The 17,881-nt window shown below is 30.4% G+C and carries 11 protein-coding genes and 1 other RNA gene; 10 read left to right on the top strand and 2 right to left on the bottom strand.

Translation table 11 applies throughout. The features are described 5' to 3' along the window. Positions 1-7: 7 nt before the first annotated feature. Positions 8-1,213, bottom strand: a complete 1,206-nt coding sequence (locus tag Q4Q34_RS12380; protein WP_303316301.1) for an NAD(P)-dependent oxidoreductase — start codon at positions 1,211-1,213, stop codon at positions 8-10. Between the two features lie 337 nt (positions 1,214-1,550). On the opposite strand from Q4Q34_RS12380, the gene ssrA reads away from it, so the two are divergent. From ssrA to Q4Q34_RS12335, 9 genes are all read left to right on the top strand, one after another. Further along, positions 1,551-1,945, top strand: a transfer-messenger RNA (tmRNA) gene (ssrA, locus tag Q4Q34_RS12375). 323 nt (positions 1,946-2,268) lie between these two features. Beyond that, positions 2,269-2,811 (top strand): RNA polymerase sigma factor, encoded by a 543-nt coding sequence (locus Q4Q34_RS12370; protein ID WP_303316236.1) that lies wholly within the window; start codon positions 2,269-2,271, stop codon positions 2,809-2,811. A 276-nt stretch (positions 2,812-3,087) separates the two neighbouring features. Next, complete coding sequence (locus Q4Q34_RS12365; protein ID WP_303316237.1) at positions 3,088-4,071, top strand: cadherin repeat domain-containing protein; 984 nt, start codon at positions 3,088-3,090, stop codon at positions 4,069-4,071. A 138-nt stretch (positions 4,072-4,209) separates the two neighbouring features. Beyond that, positions 4,210-5,328 carry a FecR family protein gene (locus Q4Q34_RS12360; RefSeq protein WP_303316238.1) on the top strand — a complete coding sequence of 373 codons (1,119 nt, stop codon included), beginning with the start codon at positions 4,210-4,212 and terminating at the stop codon, positions 5,326-5,328. A 177-nt stretch (positions 5,329-5,505) separates the two neighbouring features. Continuing rightward, positions 5,506-8,868: a SusC/RagA family TonB-linked outer membrane protein gene (locus Q4Q34_RS12355; protein WP_303316239.1), complete on the top strand. Its 3,363-nt coding sequence runs from the start codon at positions 5,506-5,508 to the stop codon at positions 8,866-8,868. Positions 8,869-8,878: 10 nt separating this feature from the next. Continuing rightward, positions 8,879-10,327, top strand: coding sequence for a RagB/SusD family nutrient uptake outer membrane protein (locus tag Q4Q34_RS12350; protein ID WP_303316240.1), 1,449 nt, complete (start codon positions 8,879-8,881; stop codon positions 10,325-10,327). 317 nt (positions 10,328-10,644) lie between these two features. Further along, a complete protein-coding gene (locus Q4Q34_RS12345) occupies positions 10,645-13,500 on the top strand; it encodes a M16 family metallopeptidase (protein ID WP_303316241.1) in 2,856 nt (951 codons plus the stop codon). Between the two features lie 7 nt (positions 13,501-13,507). After that, complete coding sequence (locus tag Q4Q34_RS12340; protein ID WP_303316242.1) at positions 13,508-14,539, top strand: TlpA family protein disulfide reductase; 1,032 nt, start codon at positions 13,508-13,510, stop codon at positions 14,537-14,539. Positions 14,540-14,578: 39 nt separating this feature from the next. Further along, entirely contained in the window at positions 14,579-15,610 is a 1,032-nt protein-coding gene (locus Q4Q34_RS12335) for a TlpA family protein disulfide reductase (protein WP_303316243.1), read from the top strand. Between the two features lie 335 nt (positions 15,611-15,945). Here Q4Q34_RS12335 and Q4Q34_RS12330 read toward each other — a convergent pair whose 3' ends face one another. Then, entirely contained in the window at positions 15,946-16,512 is a 567-nt protein-coding gene (locus Q4Q34_RS12330) for an RNA polymerase sigma factor (protein WP_303316244.1), read from the bottom strand. Positions 16,513-16,640: 128 nt separating this feature from the next. On the opposite strand from Q4Q34_RS12330, the gene Q4Q34_RS12325 reads away from it, so the two are divergent. Then, a complete protein-coding gene (locus Q4Q34_RS12325) occupies positions 16,641-17,786 on the top strand; it encodes a FecR family protein (RefSeq protein ID WP_303316245.1) in 1,146 nt (381 codons plus the stop codon). Positions 17,787-17,881 lie beyond the last annotated feature (95 nt).

Here is a 17,881-nt window from a genome sequence, read left to right as displayed (position 1 = left end):
TCAAAATTTACTCTTTACCATTTACAAAATCTTGTAAATAAGAGAACCGTTCTGTTAGTTTTCCGTTTTTTGTTATTCTAGCTCGTTCTAAAACACCGTCTGCATCATTATTAAAAAACGCTGGAATTACATGTTCGAGAAATTGTTCTCCAAAGCCTTCGCTAGCATCTTTTGGAAGTTCACATGGTAAATTATCAACTGCCATAACTGTAATCGCATCTTTTGCATTAAAAGCAACTTCGCTTTCAGATTGTGGATCATAACCATAAAATGGTTCTGCAATGGTCGATGCTCTTAATGTAGAAGCTACAGGGCCATCTACATCACAACTAATATCAGCCACTAAATTTATATTAAAATCTGGAGACTTAGCATCTTCCCGTGTAAATAAATAGGGAGCTCCTGTACCATAGAAATGACCTGCTATAAAAAAATCTGTTTCTTTCGCATAAGGCATAAAGTTACTTTCATAACCTGTTGCATCTTTATAAAACTCGCTCGTACTTCCAACTTTACCATCTTTACGTTTGCTATACTCCATAACATCTACCAAACAATAAACAGGTTCTGTAAATTTAGATGTTAAGTATAAAGCATCACTAATTTGTTTTATTTTTAAATGATCCAGAATCTCTTTAGCACCTCTTGCCACTTTTCCTGTCCCAGAAAGTACTATTTTAATATTAGGTAGTTTTATTTTATCTAACGCTGCTTTAACAGCATTTAAATCGTCAAGACTTTCTACTTTTGGCAAATTAAATAATCCATCTCGTAATCCTAATGCTCGAAACCCATTGTAAGCACCAACTAATCCTGCATAATAGCCAAAGCCGATTAAACGAAATCCGTTGCTACCTATTATGGTTTCATGATCATAGAGTTCTATATTTTTCTCTAAAATGGCTTTTAATAATTCTCTATTGTATGGCTGTTTTTTTATCGTGTGAGAAAAGAAAAAGTATTTTTTATTTGGTATTAAGTTTTCAATTGGTACTTCTTTTACACCAATCATCACATCACAATCACCTATATGGTTTGTAATTTCAAACCCTTCCTCTTTATATTGTTCATCTGAAAATACACGAATATCGCTAGATTCAACTTTAAAGGTTGCCTCTGTAAATTCTTTTTGTGCTTCAGCTAACTTTAATGGAGAGAATACCACACGTCTATCTGGTGGATTTTTGCGTTCTTTTATAATAGCAAACTGAATGTTCATTAGGTTATTGGTTTAGTTAGTAAACTGTTCTCAAAAAAACACCAACAACTGTTATTACAAATTGTTAACTGAATATTGGAACAATTTTTGCACGAAAATAAGAGGATTTGCATGGTTATACAAACTTTTTGATACCTTTGCTGTCCGCGTTTTAAGGATTGAGGCATTTGATGGAGCTATTTTTGTTTTCATAAAAAAATAATTGCCAAAAATCTTAGCCCTTTTGTAATTAAAAACAAGAAGGGATAACGCCGGCTTCTAGATACTTTTTTCTATTATTTCGACTATGTTCGATATATTAAAAAATATCAAGAAGTAATGAATTAATTAAGGGGTCGACTGGTTTTGACAGCGAGATTAATTGAACGGTAAGCACGTCGTGTAATGACATTGAAACACGTTAAAGGCTAGATCAAATTTTAAACGGCGAGAATAACTACGCTTTAGCTGCATAATCTGAATTATAGTAAGATTGGCCTAGGTACACAAGGTGTACAAGCTTTATGTCTCCGGAAAGCCTTTGTTAACGGCGTTCCATTTTGAGGCATCGTAAATGTTAACATAGATTGGGTAGCGCTTTGATGCCCTTTCGAAACTAAAAAAGATAAGTTATAAGTGGGTTGTCTTTAACCAGCTTATAATCGAAAACCCAAGAAAAGAATAAACGTGTAGAAAGCTCTTCGGTTACTTGTTTGGACGAGAGTTCGATTCTCTCCGACTCCACTTGAGAGGATAACTTTAAATTTTGAGAAAGTTGTCCTCTTTTTTTATTATAACGGTCATAAGCTTCTGAAAATGAATCAGGGCTAATTTTTCCATTAATTAATAAATTATTTTTATAAGCCCCTAAGAAGCATAGAGTTGAAAATATTTCATAACATTTCAAAACAGAGCATTCGGATTTAAATCATTATTTAGTATTTTTTAAGTAATATTGCCTTTTAGTTTTTTTATTTAATTTTACAAATACAACTAAACTAAACATCTTAGTACATATTACTCTCAATGCCCTTATAATATCAGTACTATTATAATAAAAAAAATTATTAGTGAATCTCAAACAAAGTAAACATTTTTGGAAAAAATTAAAGGCAAGAGACGAAAAGACCTTTGGTGATTTTTTTCAATTATACTACCCTTTGTTATATGCTAGAGTACGTAAAATTGTAAAGGAACAAGAAGATTGTAAAGAAATTGTTCAGGAAACTTTTATTCTTTTTTGGGATAAAGTCACCATAATATCTCCTGAGAAACATTTCATTGAGTCTTATTTATGGAAAATTTTAAAAAGTCAAATTGTGAAATTCTATAGAGAAAGCAAAAAAAATAAGGTTCATTTTGAAGAATATACTCAATATGAAAATTTACCTATAGAAAACATGGCTGCTGAAATTGATGCAACAGAACTTAAAAACATGATAAAAAATGCTTTACAAATACTCCCCAAAAGGACTAAAGAGGTTTTTTTGTTATCCAAATTAAATAAGCTCACTTATAGAGAAATCGCAGAAGAACTAGATATTTCTATTAAAACAGTTGAATATCATATTTCATACGCAATAAAAAAAATAAAATTTAAAAAGAATAAATAACTCGTTTTAACTGTAAGTTATTCTACTAAAAACCAACACAAACAACACTAAAACAGGTAGTTAAAACTTAAATCTGAGATAAAAACTCTCATGTCCTCTTCTTAAATTTTTAGCTAAAAAATTAAAAAACATAAAAAAAACTTAAAATTCACCTAGGGTATTTTTTCATTCTTCCTTTGTAATTACATAGAGACAAAGCTTTTAATCTAATAAACTAAACCTATTTAGTAAGTAACTACTAAATAGCTATTTCTTTTAATTAAAATTAAACTAATTATGAAAAACATTAAACAATTCTTATTTCTTTTCTCCTTTATTTTTATTGCTGCTTGCAGTAGTGATGATGATAATGGCCCTGAAATAACTGTAGGTACTGGAGACTTTAATTTTGCTATAACAGATGACAAAAATGTTGGAGATATTGTAGGACAAGTTACTGCCACAACTAGTTCTGGTGTAGTAACATTTACAATTGCATCACAAAGTGTTGCCGCTTTTAACATAAATCCGACTACAGGGGATTTAGCTGTTGCAAATGCCAATTTAATAGATGCTAATATAAACCCAGTAATAAATGTTGTGGTCAATGCTATGAACGGTGAAGTTGTAGCACAATCTAACGTTACTGTCACTTTAACATCGGCGATAGTTGACGAAGATGGAGATGGCGTATTATCTGATGTTGATGAAAATGATAATGATCCTTGTACTCCAGCTCAAAACATAGGTTATACAGGCTATGATAGTAGTAATGCTTTTTGGGCTTCAGCAGATTGTGATTCTGATGGTACAAAAAATGGAGAGGAAGTCACTAATAATACAGATCCATATGATGAAACCTCAGGTGCAGCATGTGACTCTACTGTTGATACCAGTGTTTGGAGTGATATAAGTTTAAGAATGACATTTGCAACTGCTTTTTTCACCCAAAATTTTACTAAACAAGCATCTAGTGGAGATGTTGTTGTTGGATGTGGTATAATTTCAATTAGAAAACCTTTTATGCTTCCCGCCTGTACTGATACTAGCCTTGAAAGAAATTTAACTTTGGCTTTAACTCCTGATTCAGAAGGAGCAACAACAGGTACTATAGCCCTTTCTAATTATGACGCTTGTGATCAAGCAGAAGAAGATGGATTCACGGTGGTATCAGGGACTTACGATGAAACCACAAAAGAAATTGTGGTTAATTTTTCAATTAAAGATGGTGCAGGTCCTGGATTTGATCTTAACGGAACCTATACAGTTGTACCATTTTAACCCAATTGTAATGTGGTAAGTCAATTTTTTATCCTGAGTTAATAATAACTCCTAATAATCTGTGTAAAGTTTTCATACTTTACACAGATTATAAAAAATATTTGTAGACTTGTAATATAATATAATAATAGACTTGTAATGAGCATTAAAAGAAAGCAAAACATCGATGAAATAGAACATAAAGACAATGAGGCTATTTATAATTATGTAACTAGCGCTGAAGATGTTTTTAATATTGATGTTGAAAGTGAAAAACAAGCTTTCTTTAAAACAATAAAAAACCATCAAAACAGTAAGTTCATTAAAAATCCATTTAAACGATATTACAAGTATATAGCTGCAGCCTCTATTATAGGTGTTAGTGTTTTAATTTATACGTTAAGAGGTTCTTCAACCGCTGATGTTGAGCTATCACCAATTATTGTAAATAATAATATTCAATCAATTAAAGACCAAGCTATTTTAACATTATCATCGGGTGAGAATATATCTCTGGAGTCTGGTAAAGATTATGAAATAACCAACCTAAAAAGTGATGGAGAAAATATTATATACAATAAAAATATTATTGATAAAAAAGAAGATATTGCTTTTAATTACCTTACTGTACCAAGAGCAGGTAAATTTCAGATAGAGTTATCAGATGGTACCAAGGTATGGTTAAATTCCGAATCTCAATTAAAATACCCGGTCTCCTTTGTTAAAGGAAAAACTAGAAACGTAGAACTTGTTTATGGAGAAGCCTATTTTGATGTATCACCAAGTACAAATCACCATGGTTCTTCCTTTAAAGTAACAAGCTCAAATCAGCACGTTGAAGTATTGGGAACCGAATTTAATATAAAAGCCTATAAATCAGACCCTGTTATTTCTACCACATTGGTAGAAGGGAAAGTTTTAGTCTCAAATAATGTATCCAAACAAAGGCAAATTTTAACACCCAACCATCAAACGCAATTAAATATAAAAACTAATGAAATTACATCTTCCAAAGTAGACCCATATACATACATAGCATGGAAAGATGGAATTTTCACTTTTGAAAATAAATCTTTAGAAGATCTTATAATTGTGTTATCGCGTTGGTATGATATCGATGTTATTTTTGATAATAAAAACAAAAATATTACAGATCAATTATCCTACAGAGGTGCTTTTAGAAGAAACGAAAAAATTGAAGAAGTCTTATCTTTAATGAAAGCTAGTAAGATCATAAGAAATTATGAAATTAGAGATAAAACGGTTACTTTAAAATAAAAATATATTTTTCATAATTATTAGAAGCTCTATACACCTTCTAATATAGAAAAATTTAAACTTTTTTAATTAAAAATAAAGGAAGTTTAGTTGCTAAACTTGCAGGTTTTTTTATTGCAACTATACTTCCCTTTAACACATACTTAATTTTAAACTAATTAAATACTAAACAAATTTATGAAAATCATTTCTAATACTATTTCTTTTTTAAAAAGAAAGAATTATAAAGATTTTATTGTGAGGATTTCTATATTTCTTATATGCTTTACCGCTTTAGGTTTATCACCAAAAAACACCTTATCTCAAAATAAGATAGTAATAGATCGTGATATGACCATTAGTGTAGATGAATTGTTCACTATTATCATTAAACAAGCTGATTACAATTTTATTTATGAAGAAGGTTTATTTGACAACTTACCAAAAATAGAGCTCAAAAAAGGTACTATTGGACTAAATACACTTCTAAATAAAACCTTATCTGAATATAAAAACTTGGCACTAGTTGTCACAAAAAACAACTCCATTTTAATTAAGAAAAGGGAGAGTCTTCAAGAAAAGCTCATCAAAGGAAAAGTTACTGATAGCAATGGTGTTCCTTTAGTGGGAGTTACCGTGCTCATTAAGGGAACGGTAAAAGGAACCACAACAGATTACAGTGGCGAATTCACTATTCGTGTTCCAGATAACCAAAGTGTATTAGTATTTTCCTATTTGGGTTTTAAGAAACAAGAAACTCTAGTGGGAGAAAAAGAGATAATTTCTATTACTCTGGAAGAAGAAATTAGTGAGTTAAAAAGTGTTGTTATCAACGCAGGTTATTACAATACAACAGAAAGAGAAAGTACAGGTAGCATTTCTAAGGTAGAAGCAAAAGATATCGAAAAACAGCCTGTAAATAATTTTTTATCGGCTATTCCGGGTCAAGTTACCGGGGTTATTGTTACGCCTAATTCAGGTTTAAATGGTGGTGGTTACGATATTACCATTCGAGGAAGAAATTCTATAGGAAACTCCCTAGCAAGTGGTCTTCCTGACCGCCCAGGAAATTCTCAACCACTATATATAATTAACGGTGTTCCTTATGATGGCAGTTCACTTTCTTCAACTACTGTTAATTTTTCTGGAACAGGTAATATAAGTCCTTTAAACACTCTTAATCCTGCAGATATAGAAAGTTTAGAAATTTTAAAAGATGCCGATGCAACAGCTATATATGGAGCCCGTGGGGCTAATGGAGTGGTATTAATCACCACAAAAAAAGGAACTGCTGGTAAAACAACAATTGGTGTAACTCTTAGCTCCACTGTAAGTACAGTTCCTGAATTTATTAAATTAATGAATAGAGCACAATATTTAGAGTTTAGAGCAGAGCTTTTCAACAATTCGGGTATTTCACCTACAAATCGGAATAATCCAGATCATAATGAATTTAATGGTTTATGGGATCAAAATAGAGAAACCGATTGGCAGAAAGTTTTAGCTGGTAATAGTGCCATCAGAAGAAATGCACAAATATCCATCTCTGGAGGAAGTGAGCGTACACAGTTTTTATTTAGTAGTGCCTTAGTTAATGAGACTACAGTCTTTCCAGGAGATTTTAACTATAATAGATTATCCTTCCAAAGTAATATCAATCATAAATCTAAAGATAATCGTTTTAGTTTCAACCTATCTACTAATTACGGTATAGATGATAATGACAGACCTGCTGATGGATTGTATCTTGCTGCACTTCAATTATCACCTGTTGCTCCTGCATTATATGATGAAGACGGTAATTTAAACTGGCAAAGAGTAAACGGAATTTCCACCTTTAGAAATCCAATTGCATCTATCGAAAAGATATTTCAAAGTGAGACTAAAAACCTAGTAGCAAATGCATCTATATCTTATAAAATAACTGATAATTTAGAAATTAAAACAAATTTAGGATATACAGATGTGAGGTTTGAAGAGTTTCAGGCAAATCCGAGAACAAGAACATCAGACCCTTTATTATTTGGTGGTGTTAGCGATCGTTCAAGGTTTTCGGAACTATTAATTAATAATTCAGATAGAACATCTTGGATAGCAGAACCTCAAATTAATTATAATTTTTCCGCTGGAAAACTCAAGATTCAGTTTTTAACAGGAGCTACATTTCAGTCTAGATATAGTCGTACCGACACCGAAACAAGAACTGGTTTTGCTACAGACAGGTTAATACTAGATCGTTCAGCAGCTTTTACAGTAACACCTGGATTTTTCTTTGAAGAAATAGATAGAATTTCATCTATTTATAGTAGACTAAATTTTAATTATCAAGGTAAATATATATTAAACCTTACAGGAAGAAGAGACGGTTCTACTCGTTTTGGTAAAAATAACAGATTCGGAAACTTTGGAGCCATTGGAGCTGCTTGGGTATTTTCTAAAGAATCATTAATAAGAGATAAACAAAGTATTATAAGTTTTGGAAAAATTCGTGCTAGTTATGGTCTTACTGGTAGTGATAATATTTCCACTAACCAGTACGCCCCTTTTTATGTTAGTGGTGGGCTAAATAATACATATAATAATATTGCTGGTACACAATTAAGAAACATTGGCAATCCAGACCTACAATGGGAAACAAACACAAAACTAGAAGTAGCCATAGATATAGGGTTATTTAACGACAATATCTTTTTAACCGCAGCTTGGTATCGTAATCGATCTGGTAATCAATTGGTAAGTATCCCACAACCAATAAATACAGGATTTGCAAGATTCCCAGCCAATTTGGAAGGAGCACTCGTAGAGAACACAGGATTAGAAATAGGCTTGAGAACAGTTAATATAAACACAAAAAAATTTAAATGGACAACCAATTTTAATTTTACAAGAGCCAGAAATGAACTCGTAAGGTTTGATGACCTAGCTATTAGCCCTTTCAGAGATATATTAACTGTAGGGCAACCCCTTAGTAGTCAGAGAGCCTATAAATTTATAGAAGTAAACCCAACTACTGGTGAATATATTTTTGAAGATTCTAATAACGATGGTAGAATAAACTCTAGAGATGTTGTAGCTGGTAATACTTTTGTTGATTTTTCGCCAGATTTTTTTGGAGGTGTAACCAATAATATAACCTATAAAAATTGGCAACTAAACTTCTTACTACAATACAGTAAACAAGAAGGCCCTAGCTTTTACGGACTCAGAACAGGGGCTATGGCTAGGCCATTAAATCTGCCTGTAGAATTTCTTAATCGTTGGAGACAACCAGGAAACACTAATACATCTGTTCAAAGACTTGACACAGAATTTGATTTGTTAAATACAGCCATCACTCTAAGTGATGAAAATGTTGAAGACGCTTCTTTTGTACGCTTAAGAACAGCCTCACTTACATATAATTTACCTAAAGATGTCTTAAAAGATGTAAGGGCAAGTTTCTTTATACAAGGACAAAATTTATTTGTTATTTCAAATTATTTTGCCCCAGACCCAGAAATAGGACCAGGATCCTTGCCTTCGTTAAGACAAATATCTTTAGGAGTAAACTTAACATTTTAAAAAATAAGCTATGTTTTTAAATAAGTATATAAACAACACAATAGTAATCCCTTTTAAGTTAAACCAATATAGTTTTATTCTACTTTCTATACTGCTTTTCTCTTCTTGTTCTACTTTTTTAGATGAAGCAGAAAATGGAAATGGTTTATTAGATCCAGACGATATATTTGAAGGTAAATTTATCGCAGAAACAGCATTAATAAATACATATGTTAATTTACGTGATAACAGTTTAGTTTCTGGTAAAACTAGCGGAAGCAGTTATATTTTAGGCCTATACACTGATGAGTTATTTTCCTTTACTTCACCTTTCTTCTTCAACGAATTACTGCCTACAGATCAATTTAATGTTTTTACCCCATGGAGAACTTCTTATGAAATGATATTTCAACTTAACTTCTTAATAGAAGGTGTAGAGGCTTCTAATAATATAAGTGAGAATGATAAAAATCAACTTATTGGAGAAGCCTTATTTCTTCGTTCTTTTCTGCACCATTTATTAGTAGAGATATATGGAGATATACCCTATGTAACAACTTCAAATAGAGTAGTAAATGAATCTATTTCCAAAACTCCAGTAAATGAGGTATATGAAAGATTAATCGAAGATTTAAATAACTCTAAATCCCGTTTAGAACTAGTAACACTTCCAGCTTCTCAAATAAGAAAAAACGGGCGTACTCGTGTAGACAAATATGTAGTTGAAGCATTATTAGCCAGAGTAAACTTATATAATGAAGATTGGTTTGAAGCGGCTACAAATGCTACTGTGTTAATAGACGCTTTTACTTGGGAAACCGATTTAAGCAAGATCTTTTTAAAAGACGCTTCCACAGCTATTTTTCAGTTGAGACCCGTAGCAAATTTAAATAACAATACTCATGAAGGGCGTACGTTTTTTATACCGGAAAATATTGCAAGCCTTATAAATTCTGTAACCTTAACTGAAGGTTTAATAGATGCTTTTGAACCTAATGACCTAAGATCATCTTCATGGATAGGGTTTAGAAATATTAATAACAACCCTGTCTATTTTGCTGCCAAATACAAACAATTTGAACCCACACCTTCTACTAATTCTTTTTCCTCAGGCACATTAGAATTTTCTGTTATTTTTAGATTAGCAGAACAATATTTAATTAGAGCAGAAGCTCGAGCAAGATTGGGTGATATAGCAGGAGCACAAAACGACTTAAACTTAGTTAGAACTAGAGCAGGTTTACCTAATACAGTTGCTAATACAACTGATGATTTAATTAATGCCATCATACAAGAAAGACGGGTAGAATTATTTGCCGAACAAGGACACCGGTTTTTTGATTTAAAAAGAACTAATACGGCAAATAGCGTATTATCCCCAGTAAAACCAAATTGGAGCGATACGGATTTACTATTTCCTATTTTCGAAGATGAATTAGTTAAAAACCCTAATTTATTACCTCAAAATCCTGGATACTAAAATTTAAAAAATAGTTGAGACCACCTTTTTTAGCAGTATTGTTTTATTACTGTTAAAAAAAGGTGGGAAACTATAAAATTTAATAAGTACACTACATTATACTAAATGGCTAACATTTAGGACTTCCCCCAAAACCATTCAGTTTCATAAGCACTTTATTTTCATTTATTTAAAACATTTTTTTTATTGTCTTAATTTTGCTCTAAAAATGAATGTTTATGAGTTTTAACATTTCTTTTGCAATGGTCATTTCTCTACGCCTCTTCTTTATATAAAAATTGAATTAGAAAAACATAATTAATTTCTAAAAACAAAAAATGAAATATTTATTTTTAAAAGGATTTTTATTACTACTCACTTTATCTGTGTATAGTCAAGGATTAGATTTAAAAGAACAATTACCAAAAAATAAAAAAATAAAAAAAGGCGTACTTCCAAATGGCCTTACGTATTACATATACTCTACAGATAACAAAAAAGGCAAAGCAGATTACTATTTGATACAAAACGTAGGATCAATTTTAGAAAATGAAGATCAGCGCGGTTTAGCTCATTTCTTAGAACACATGACCTTTAATGGCAGCACATCATTTCCCAATAACGAAATTTTGAGGGTTTTGGAAAAAAACGGATTAAATTTTGGCAATGATATAAATGCGACAACGAGGTATGATCAAACAATTAATTACATAAAAAATCTTGGTGTAGCATCAAAAAAAATCGATTTAGCTTTACTGGTATTATACAATATGGCCCATGAGCTAACTTTATCTGACGAAGATATTGATAAAGAAAGAGGTGTTGTTAAAGAAGAATGGCGTTCTGGAGATTATGCTTCTGCTGCTAAAACCTCTAATCTGCAGGCCTCTGTTACTTATGCAGGATCTAAATATAAAGATAGAAGCCCTATTGGGCTAATGAGCGTAATTGATAATTTTAAATATGAAACATTAAGAAACTTTTACAGGGATTGGTATCGGCCAGATTTGCAAGCCATTGCTGTTGTTGGAGATATTGATATAGATGATGTTGAGAAAAGAATTATTAAAACGTTTTCTAAAATCCCTAAACCAGAAAACCCTAAAAAACGCTACGAAGTTGCTTTTAAGAATAATGAACAACCATTATTTATTCTTACAAAAGATAAAGATGATGCCATATCTAAAATAGAGTTCTATATACATAAAGCTATTGAAACAGACAAAAATACAATAGGAGGTTTGCGCAAGAGCCTATTAGATAAGATGTTAGTAAATATGTTATCTAAGCGTTTTAATACCATTATAGACTTTAATTCTCCAATGTTTTCTGTAAAACCAAACATAAGTAAGGCTGGAAGACTAAATAACGATTTTGGTATACAAATATCACCAAAACAAAACATGCAAGAAGAAGCCTTTAGCCTTACTATGAATGAGCTAAACAGAGCAATCAAATTTGGGTTTACTCCTTCAGAATTTGAGAAAGCCAAAACAGACATCAAAAACAACTATAAAACAATAATCAAAGATTTAAAAACCAAAGACATTTTATTTATAACTAACCAAATTAAAAAAGATTATTTAAATAATATAGTGGCTACAGATACTCATGAAGAGTATGAAATAGCTAAAAATATTTTAAATGAAGTTACACCTAAAGAACTTACAGAAAGATTAAGATCGCTTTATACCACTCATAATAGAAGAATAATTGTTACAGGTACAATTGATGAAAAAAACTTATCAAAGAAAAAAGCTTTGAAAATTATAGAAGCGGCAGAAAAGAACAATAAACTCACGCCTTACAAAGAAAAAAAGGAAGACATTCGTTCTTTGATGCATGGTACAACACTAGTTCCTGGTAAAATTGTTAAACAGTTAAAAAATAACGATTTAGATTTTACAACCTATACATTAAGCAACAGCATTAGAGTACATCATAAGTATACAGATAATGACGATGAAAAAATTTATTTTTCAGCTATAAGCCAAGGTGGAATTTCATTATTAGACAAAGAAGATTTATTGGCTGGTAAGTTATTGTTTAAAGTTATAAAAAAATCAGGGTTAGGTGCTTTTAATGCCAAAGAACTAAAAGAAAAACTCACTGGTAAACAAATAAGGTTAGACTACGCTTTATCAAATTACCAAGAATCAATTCGTTGCTCTTTTAACAAAAATGATGCTAAGGAAGCTCTACAAATGATGCATCTAACATTTTCATCGCCAAGATTTGACGTCTCAGCTTTTAAAAATATTATAGAAAAGGAAAAAACATTGAGAAAGAAAAACGAAAATATTATTTTCTCAAAAGTACGCCGTAATGTAAATGATATACTATATGGTAAAAACAACCCTTTATTTCAAAGTTTACGCATAGACAATTTAGAAAGTATAACTCTAGATAAAGTAAAGAAAGTTTATTACGATAGGTTTGAAAACCCTGCAGATTTTGATTTTATAATTGTTGGTAAAATTACTAAAGAAACTCTAAAACCATTATTAGAAAAGTATCTAGGCAGTTTATCGACAACAAGTAGACTAGAAAAATTTAAAAAGAACGAATATAATGAATGGACTGCAAGTCATATAGATGAAGATGTTTATATCCCCATGACTACCCCTCAAGCTTATGTAGATATTAAGCTAAAAAAACAAATATCATTTAATGCAAAAGAAACGCTTGCTTCTTATATTTTAGCACAACTTCTTAGACTAAGCTATACAAACCTTCTTAGAGAAAAAGAAGGAGGTATTTATGGTATAGATATAGGGTTAGATCTAATAGATGAACAAAAAGAAGATCTTAATACTAAAGAAGCTAACCTTAGAGTAAACTTTAAGTGCAACCCTAACTTAGTTGATAAATTAGTAAAAATTGTTTATGAAGAATTAGACCGTTTTAAGAATGGAAAAATTTCTCAAGAAAATTTTAACAATATAAAGCAAAGCTTCATAAGTTATTATACAGAGGAATCCTTAAAAAAAGAGACCAAAAAAAGTAACTCCTCAAGTCTTATTGAAATCAAAAATTTTATAGACAATGGTGGTAAATTAGAGCCTGGAACTTCTGCAAAAGAAAAATTAGAAGCAATGACATCATTAACGATAGAAGATGTTCAAGAAATGACCAAAAAGCTTCTAGACAATCCAAAATCAAGTAAAATAATTGTAAAACCACTTAAAGAATAAGCTTATTATGAGAAAAATAATATACCCATTAATTACTGTTTTATTATTGCTTAGTTGTAATAAACAAAACCCCAAAACATATGTTACACTTTCAGGAACTATTACTAATCAAAAAGCTGACTCCATAGTGGTTTTAGACCTTAGAAAAGGAGGCATTAAAACTATTAAAGTAAATGACAAAGGAGAGTATTCCGATACGTTAAAAGTTGAACCTGGACTTCATGCATTATTTGATGGAAGCAATCTTAAAGATTTACCCTTCATATATTTAAAAAATGGGTATCATTTAAAAACAACTGTAGATGCAGAAAATTATAAGACATCAATTAAACATAAGGGTATAGGTGAAGAAGCAAACAATTATTTAGTAAAAGTTGCTGAAATGGAAAATCGTAACGGATTTGCTTTAAACAAGAAGTTAGAAGAATTATTTGTTTTAAATAATACCGATTTTGAAAAAGAGGTAATGATTCGTTTTCAAGATTTAGAAAACCTCTTAAAAAACACCCCCAATATAGACTCATTTCTAATAAAAAAAGAGACTACAAAATTCAAAAAAAGGTTAAATTATATTAAAAAACTTTATAATGGCAAACAATTATCTTCTAATATGAAAGGTAAACCATCGCCAAAATTTGTAAACTATGAAAATTATGCAGGCGGAACCAACTCTTTGGATGATTTTAAGGGTAAATATGTCTTTATAGATCTTTGGGCTACTTGGTGTGGTCCTTGCATACAGCAAATTCCTTATTTAGAAAAAATAGAAAAAAAATATCATGGTAAAAATATAGTTTTTATAAGTATCTCTACAGATAAACTGTCTGATTATGATAAATGGAAAAAGATGGTGAAAGAAAAAGGGCTTACTGGAATACAATTATACGCAAAAGGAGATGAGTCTTTCAAAAAAGAATACGGTATAACCAGTATACCAAGATTCATTTTAATAGACCCAAATGGAACTATTATTGATGCCAATGCTCCTAAACCTTCAGATAACAAATTAACACAATTAATTGATGGATTAGACATCTAATTTATTAATCTTAAAATTAATGAATAACAAACTAAAATTATGAAAAAAGCAACATCCATAATAGCACTTATATTATTAATTGTATCCTGTAAAAAAGAACAGCAGATAGACTATGTAACACTTTCAGGAATTGTAGAAAATCCAATTATGGACTCTTTGATAGTCGTGAGAACTCAAGGTAACAGTAAATTCATAACTCTGGATGAAGATGGTACATTTTTAGACACACTTAAAGTTAAAGAAGGCTTTTATGATATATATAAAGGAGATAGATCCTTTAGAACGTATTTAAAAAATGGGTACGATTTAAAAATCAATTTAAAGAATAAGATAGCAGCTTTCGATATAACATTTGATGGCAAAGGCGCTAAGCATAATAATTTTATAGAAGAAGTTTCTCTTAAAATTGAGAGTGTAGATTACGATGAATTAATGGCTTTAGAACAGCCAGAGTACGAAAAGAAATCCAATGCTATTATTGAAGAATTAAGAGTGTTACTTAAAAAAACAGATATTAAAGATTCATTATTTTTGGCCGATCAAGAGAAAATTTTTCAAGAACATCAAAAATTTTTTGATTACCAGTATAAAAAACGTGAACAAAACTTAGCAAAAAATAAATTTAAAGAAACTGTAGAAGCTTTAGAAGGGAAAGCATCCCCAAAATTTGAAGATTATAAAAACCACGACTCAAGTACAACATCTTTAGATGATTTAAAAGGCAAATATGTCTATATCGATTTTTGGGCCACTTGGTGTTTACCATGTATAGGAGAATTTCCAAGTTTAAAAAGAATAGAAAAAGCTTACCATAATAAAAATATAGAATTTGTTAGTATATCCATAGATAAAAAGAAGGATTATAATAAGTGGTATAATATGGTAAAAGAAAAAAAACTAACTGGAATTAAATTATTCAGCAATGAAGATAAGCTTCTCACTGATTATTTCCTTATAAGAAGTATTCCAAGATTTATACTGTTAGATCCCAATGGTATTGTTATAAAAGCTGATGCCCCAAGACCTTCTGACCCCAAGTTACCAAAATTATTAAATAAGTTAGATTTATAAACGTTTAAAATTAGATTCGCTGCAAAAATGTGGTACTTACTTCTTAAAAATGGCCAAAGAGTCTCTTAATCTCTATAAATCATTAAATTATCACAACAAGAGAATTTTTCAAAACATAGTATTTATGGGTTCGATGGACTCCATTCGAGGAGAGGATAGCTTTAAACTTCCTAAAAGTTGTCCTCTTTTTTTTATTATTTAAATCATCATCTATCAGTAAAATAAACTCAATAGTTGAACCTACTATTTTTCCCGAAATAAGCTCCTTTTTATAAGGATTATTGTAATAGAAAAATATTGTTTTCCATTCTGGCCTCTCGAAAAACTACCTGTCATCACATAGTTACATTTCTAAGTAACAATAAAATCAATTTGTCGTCTTCAAAAGCTTTTCGAATCTTTTTAAAGGCTATCCCCATTTGGCTTTCTACCGTTTTTACTGAAATGCCTAAAGTCTCTGCTATATCCTTATATCTAAAACCCTGCACCTTGTTCATCTTAAGGATTTCTTGACAACGTGGTGGCAAAGTACTTATAATTGAATTCATTTTTTCAATACGTTTATCTAAAACCTCTCTATCCTCTTCTATTCTATCTCTTAAAGCTCTTTCATAAACGACATCAAACAGTTTAGTTTTTCTTTTCTCTTTCGTAACACTATCAATATACCTGTTATAAGCAATAGCATATAGGTAATTCTTTGGAGATCTTATCTCATCTAATTTACCTCTATCCTTCCATAAATTCACAAATGCCTGCTGCACAATATCTTCAGAACTCATCTTATCATGAGTATAGGTAACAATATATGCTACCAATCTATCATAATAAAGCTCAAACAAATATTTGAACGCTTTTTTATCGCCATTTTTGAATGCTTTAACAGCATCAATTTCATTCATACAGATAAAATTTTATCCAAAGGTTAAAAAAAATTTAAAATTTTTTAGGGGTTTTTTTAAATTTTAGAGCAATACTATGAAAGAAGCACACTAAAATAAGAGAACCTCAAGAATATTCGTAAAAAATTATGAAATCTCATATTACAAAATTATTAACTAATACCATTACAGAAAAAGAGCTAGTGGAACTTAAAGATTGGTTAGGTAATCCTAAAAACCAATCTAAATTGGAAGCTTACATTTCAGATTACCATGATTTGAATTTAGCTACGCTAAAAAATAATATTGATGACGCCTACAATAAGGTTCTAACTCAAATTGAAAATGATGATAGCAAAACTATTTCTTTCTATAGAAAAAGTATATTTAAATACGCAGCTGCAGTCTTCCTATTTTTATCCGCAGGTTATTTTTTCATAAAAAATAAAGATCGTGTAACGGACTCTAAAGTCGTCATAAATAACAATATAAAAATAGGCACCAATAAAGCTGTTTTAACTCTGGAAAATGGAACTTCTATTGAACTAGAGAAAGGAAACGATTATATTTCAGAAAATGTTATTAGTAATGGAAAAGAAATCGTTTATAAAAATACGAATAACACAAAACCTGAAATTGCTTATAATTACTTAACGATACCCAGAGGTGGTGAATATTTTATAAAACTAGCCGATGGTACTCAAATTTGGTTAAACTCCGAATCTCAACTAAAATATCCTGTAAATTTTATTAAAGGTGAAACTAGAGCAGTAGAATTAGTATATGGAGAAGCGTATTTTGATGTATCACCAAGTGAAAACCATAATGGTGATCGTTTTAAAGTGCTTAACCAAGGGCAAGAAGTTGAAGTTTTAGGTACAGAGTTCAATATAAAAGCATATAAAGATGAAACCTACATCTATACCACATTAATTGAAGGAAAAGTAACTGTAGCAAACAATCAACATAAAAATTTCTTAAATCCAGGCCAACAATCCATATTAAATACTAACACCAAAAAAGTTGAAATTATTCAAGTAGATACTTATTCGGAAATTGCTTGGAAGAGAGGGCTATTTAGTTTCAAGAACAAAAACTTAAAAGATATCTCAAAAGTTTTATCAAGATGGTATGATGTCGATTTCGTTTTTGAAGATAAATCATTAGAACAAATTGAATTTAAAGGTGTTCTAAGTAAAAACCAAAATATAGAAGAAATCTTAATACTAATTAAAAATACAAACTTTATAAATGCCTATGACATAAACAATACTACAATTACACTAAAAAATTAAAGAAAAGAGGAACAAAGCTTAGACCGTCCAAAGTATAAGGCTTCATCCCTCCTATTTAAATTACTAATTAATTAAAAGTTTTAACTAACTAATAA

It is taken from the genome of Flavivirga abyssicola, assembly GCF_030540775.2.
Classification (GTDB): domain Bacteria; phylum Bacteroidota; class Bacteroidia; order Flavobacteriales; family Flavobacteriaceae; genus Flavivirga; species Flavivirga abyssicola.
The sequence above is the reverse complement of the archived record's forward strand: the minus strand, read 5'-3'. Positions and strand labels throughout refer to the sequence as shown.

What these genes read in the sequence shown, in the direction of transcription:
- Q4Q34_RS12365 (WP_303316237.1), top strand. Translation starts at nt 3,088, where the DNA reads ATGAAAAACATTAAACAATTCTTATTTCTTTTCTCCTTTATTTTTATT.
- Q4Q34_RS12355 (WP_303316239.1), top strand. Translation starts at nt 5,506, where the DNA reads ATGAAAATCATTTCTAATACTATTTCTTTTTTAAAAAGAAAGAATTAT.
- Q4Q34_RS12330 (WP_303316244.1), bottom strand. Translation starts at nt 16,512, where the DNA reads ATGAATGAAATTGATGCTGTTAAAGCATTCAAAAATGGCGATAAAAAA.
- Q4Q34_RS12335 (WP_303316243.1), top strand. Translation starts at nt 14,579, where the DNA reads ATGAAAAAAGCAACATCCATAATAGCACTTATATTATTAATTGTATCC.
- Q4Q34_RS12345 (WP_303316241.1), top strand. Translation starts at nt 10,645, where the DNA reads ATGAAATATTTATTTTTAAAAGGATTTTTATTACTACTCACTTTATCT.
- Q4Q34_RS12325 (WP_303316245.1), top strand. Translation starts at nt 16,641, where the DNA reads ATGAAATCTCATATTACAAAATTATTAACTAATACCATTACAGAAAAA.
- Q4Q34_RS12340 (WP_303316242.1), top strand. Translation starts at nt 13,508, where the DNA reads ATGAGAAAAATAATATACCCATTAATTACTGTTTTATTATTGCTTAGT.
- Q4Q34_RS12350 (WP_303316240.1), top strand. Translation starts at nt 8,879, where the DNA reads ATGTTTTTAAATAAGTATATAAACAACACAATAGTAATCCCTTTTAAG.
- Q4Q34_RS12360 (WP_303316238.1), top strand. Translation starts at nt 4,210, where the DNA reads ATGAGCATTAAAAGAAAGCAAAACATCGATGAAATAGAACATAAAGAC.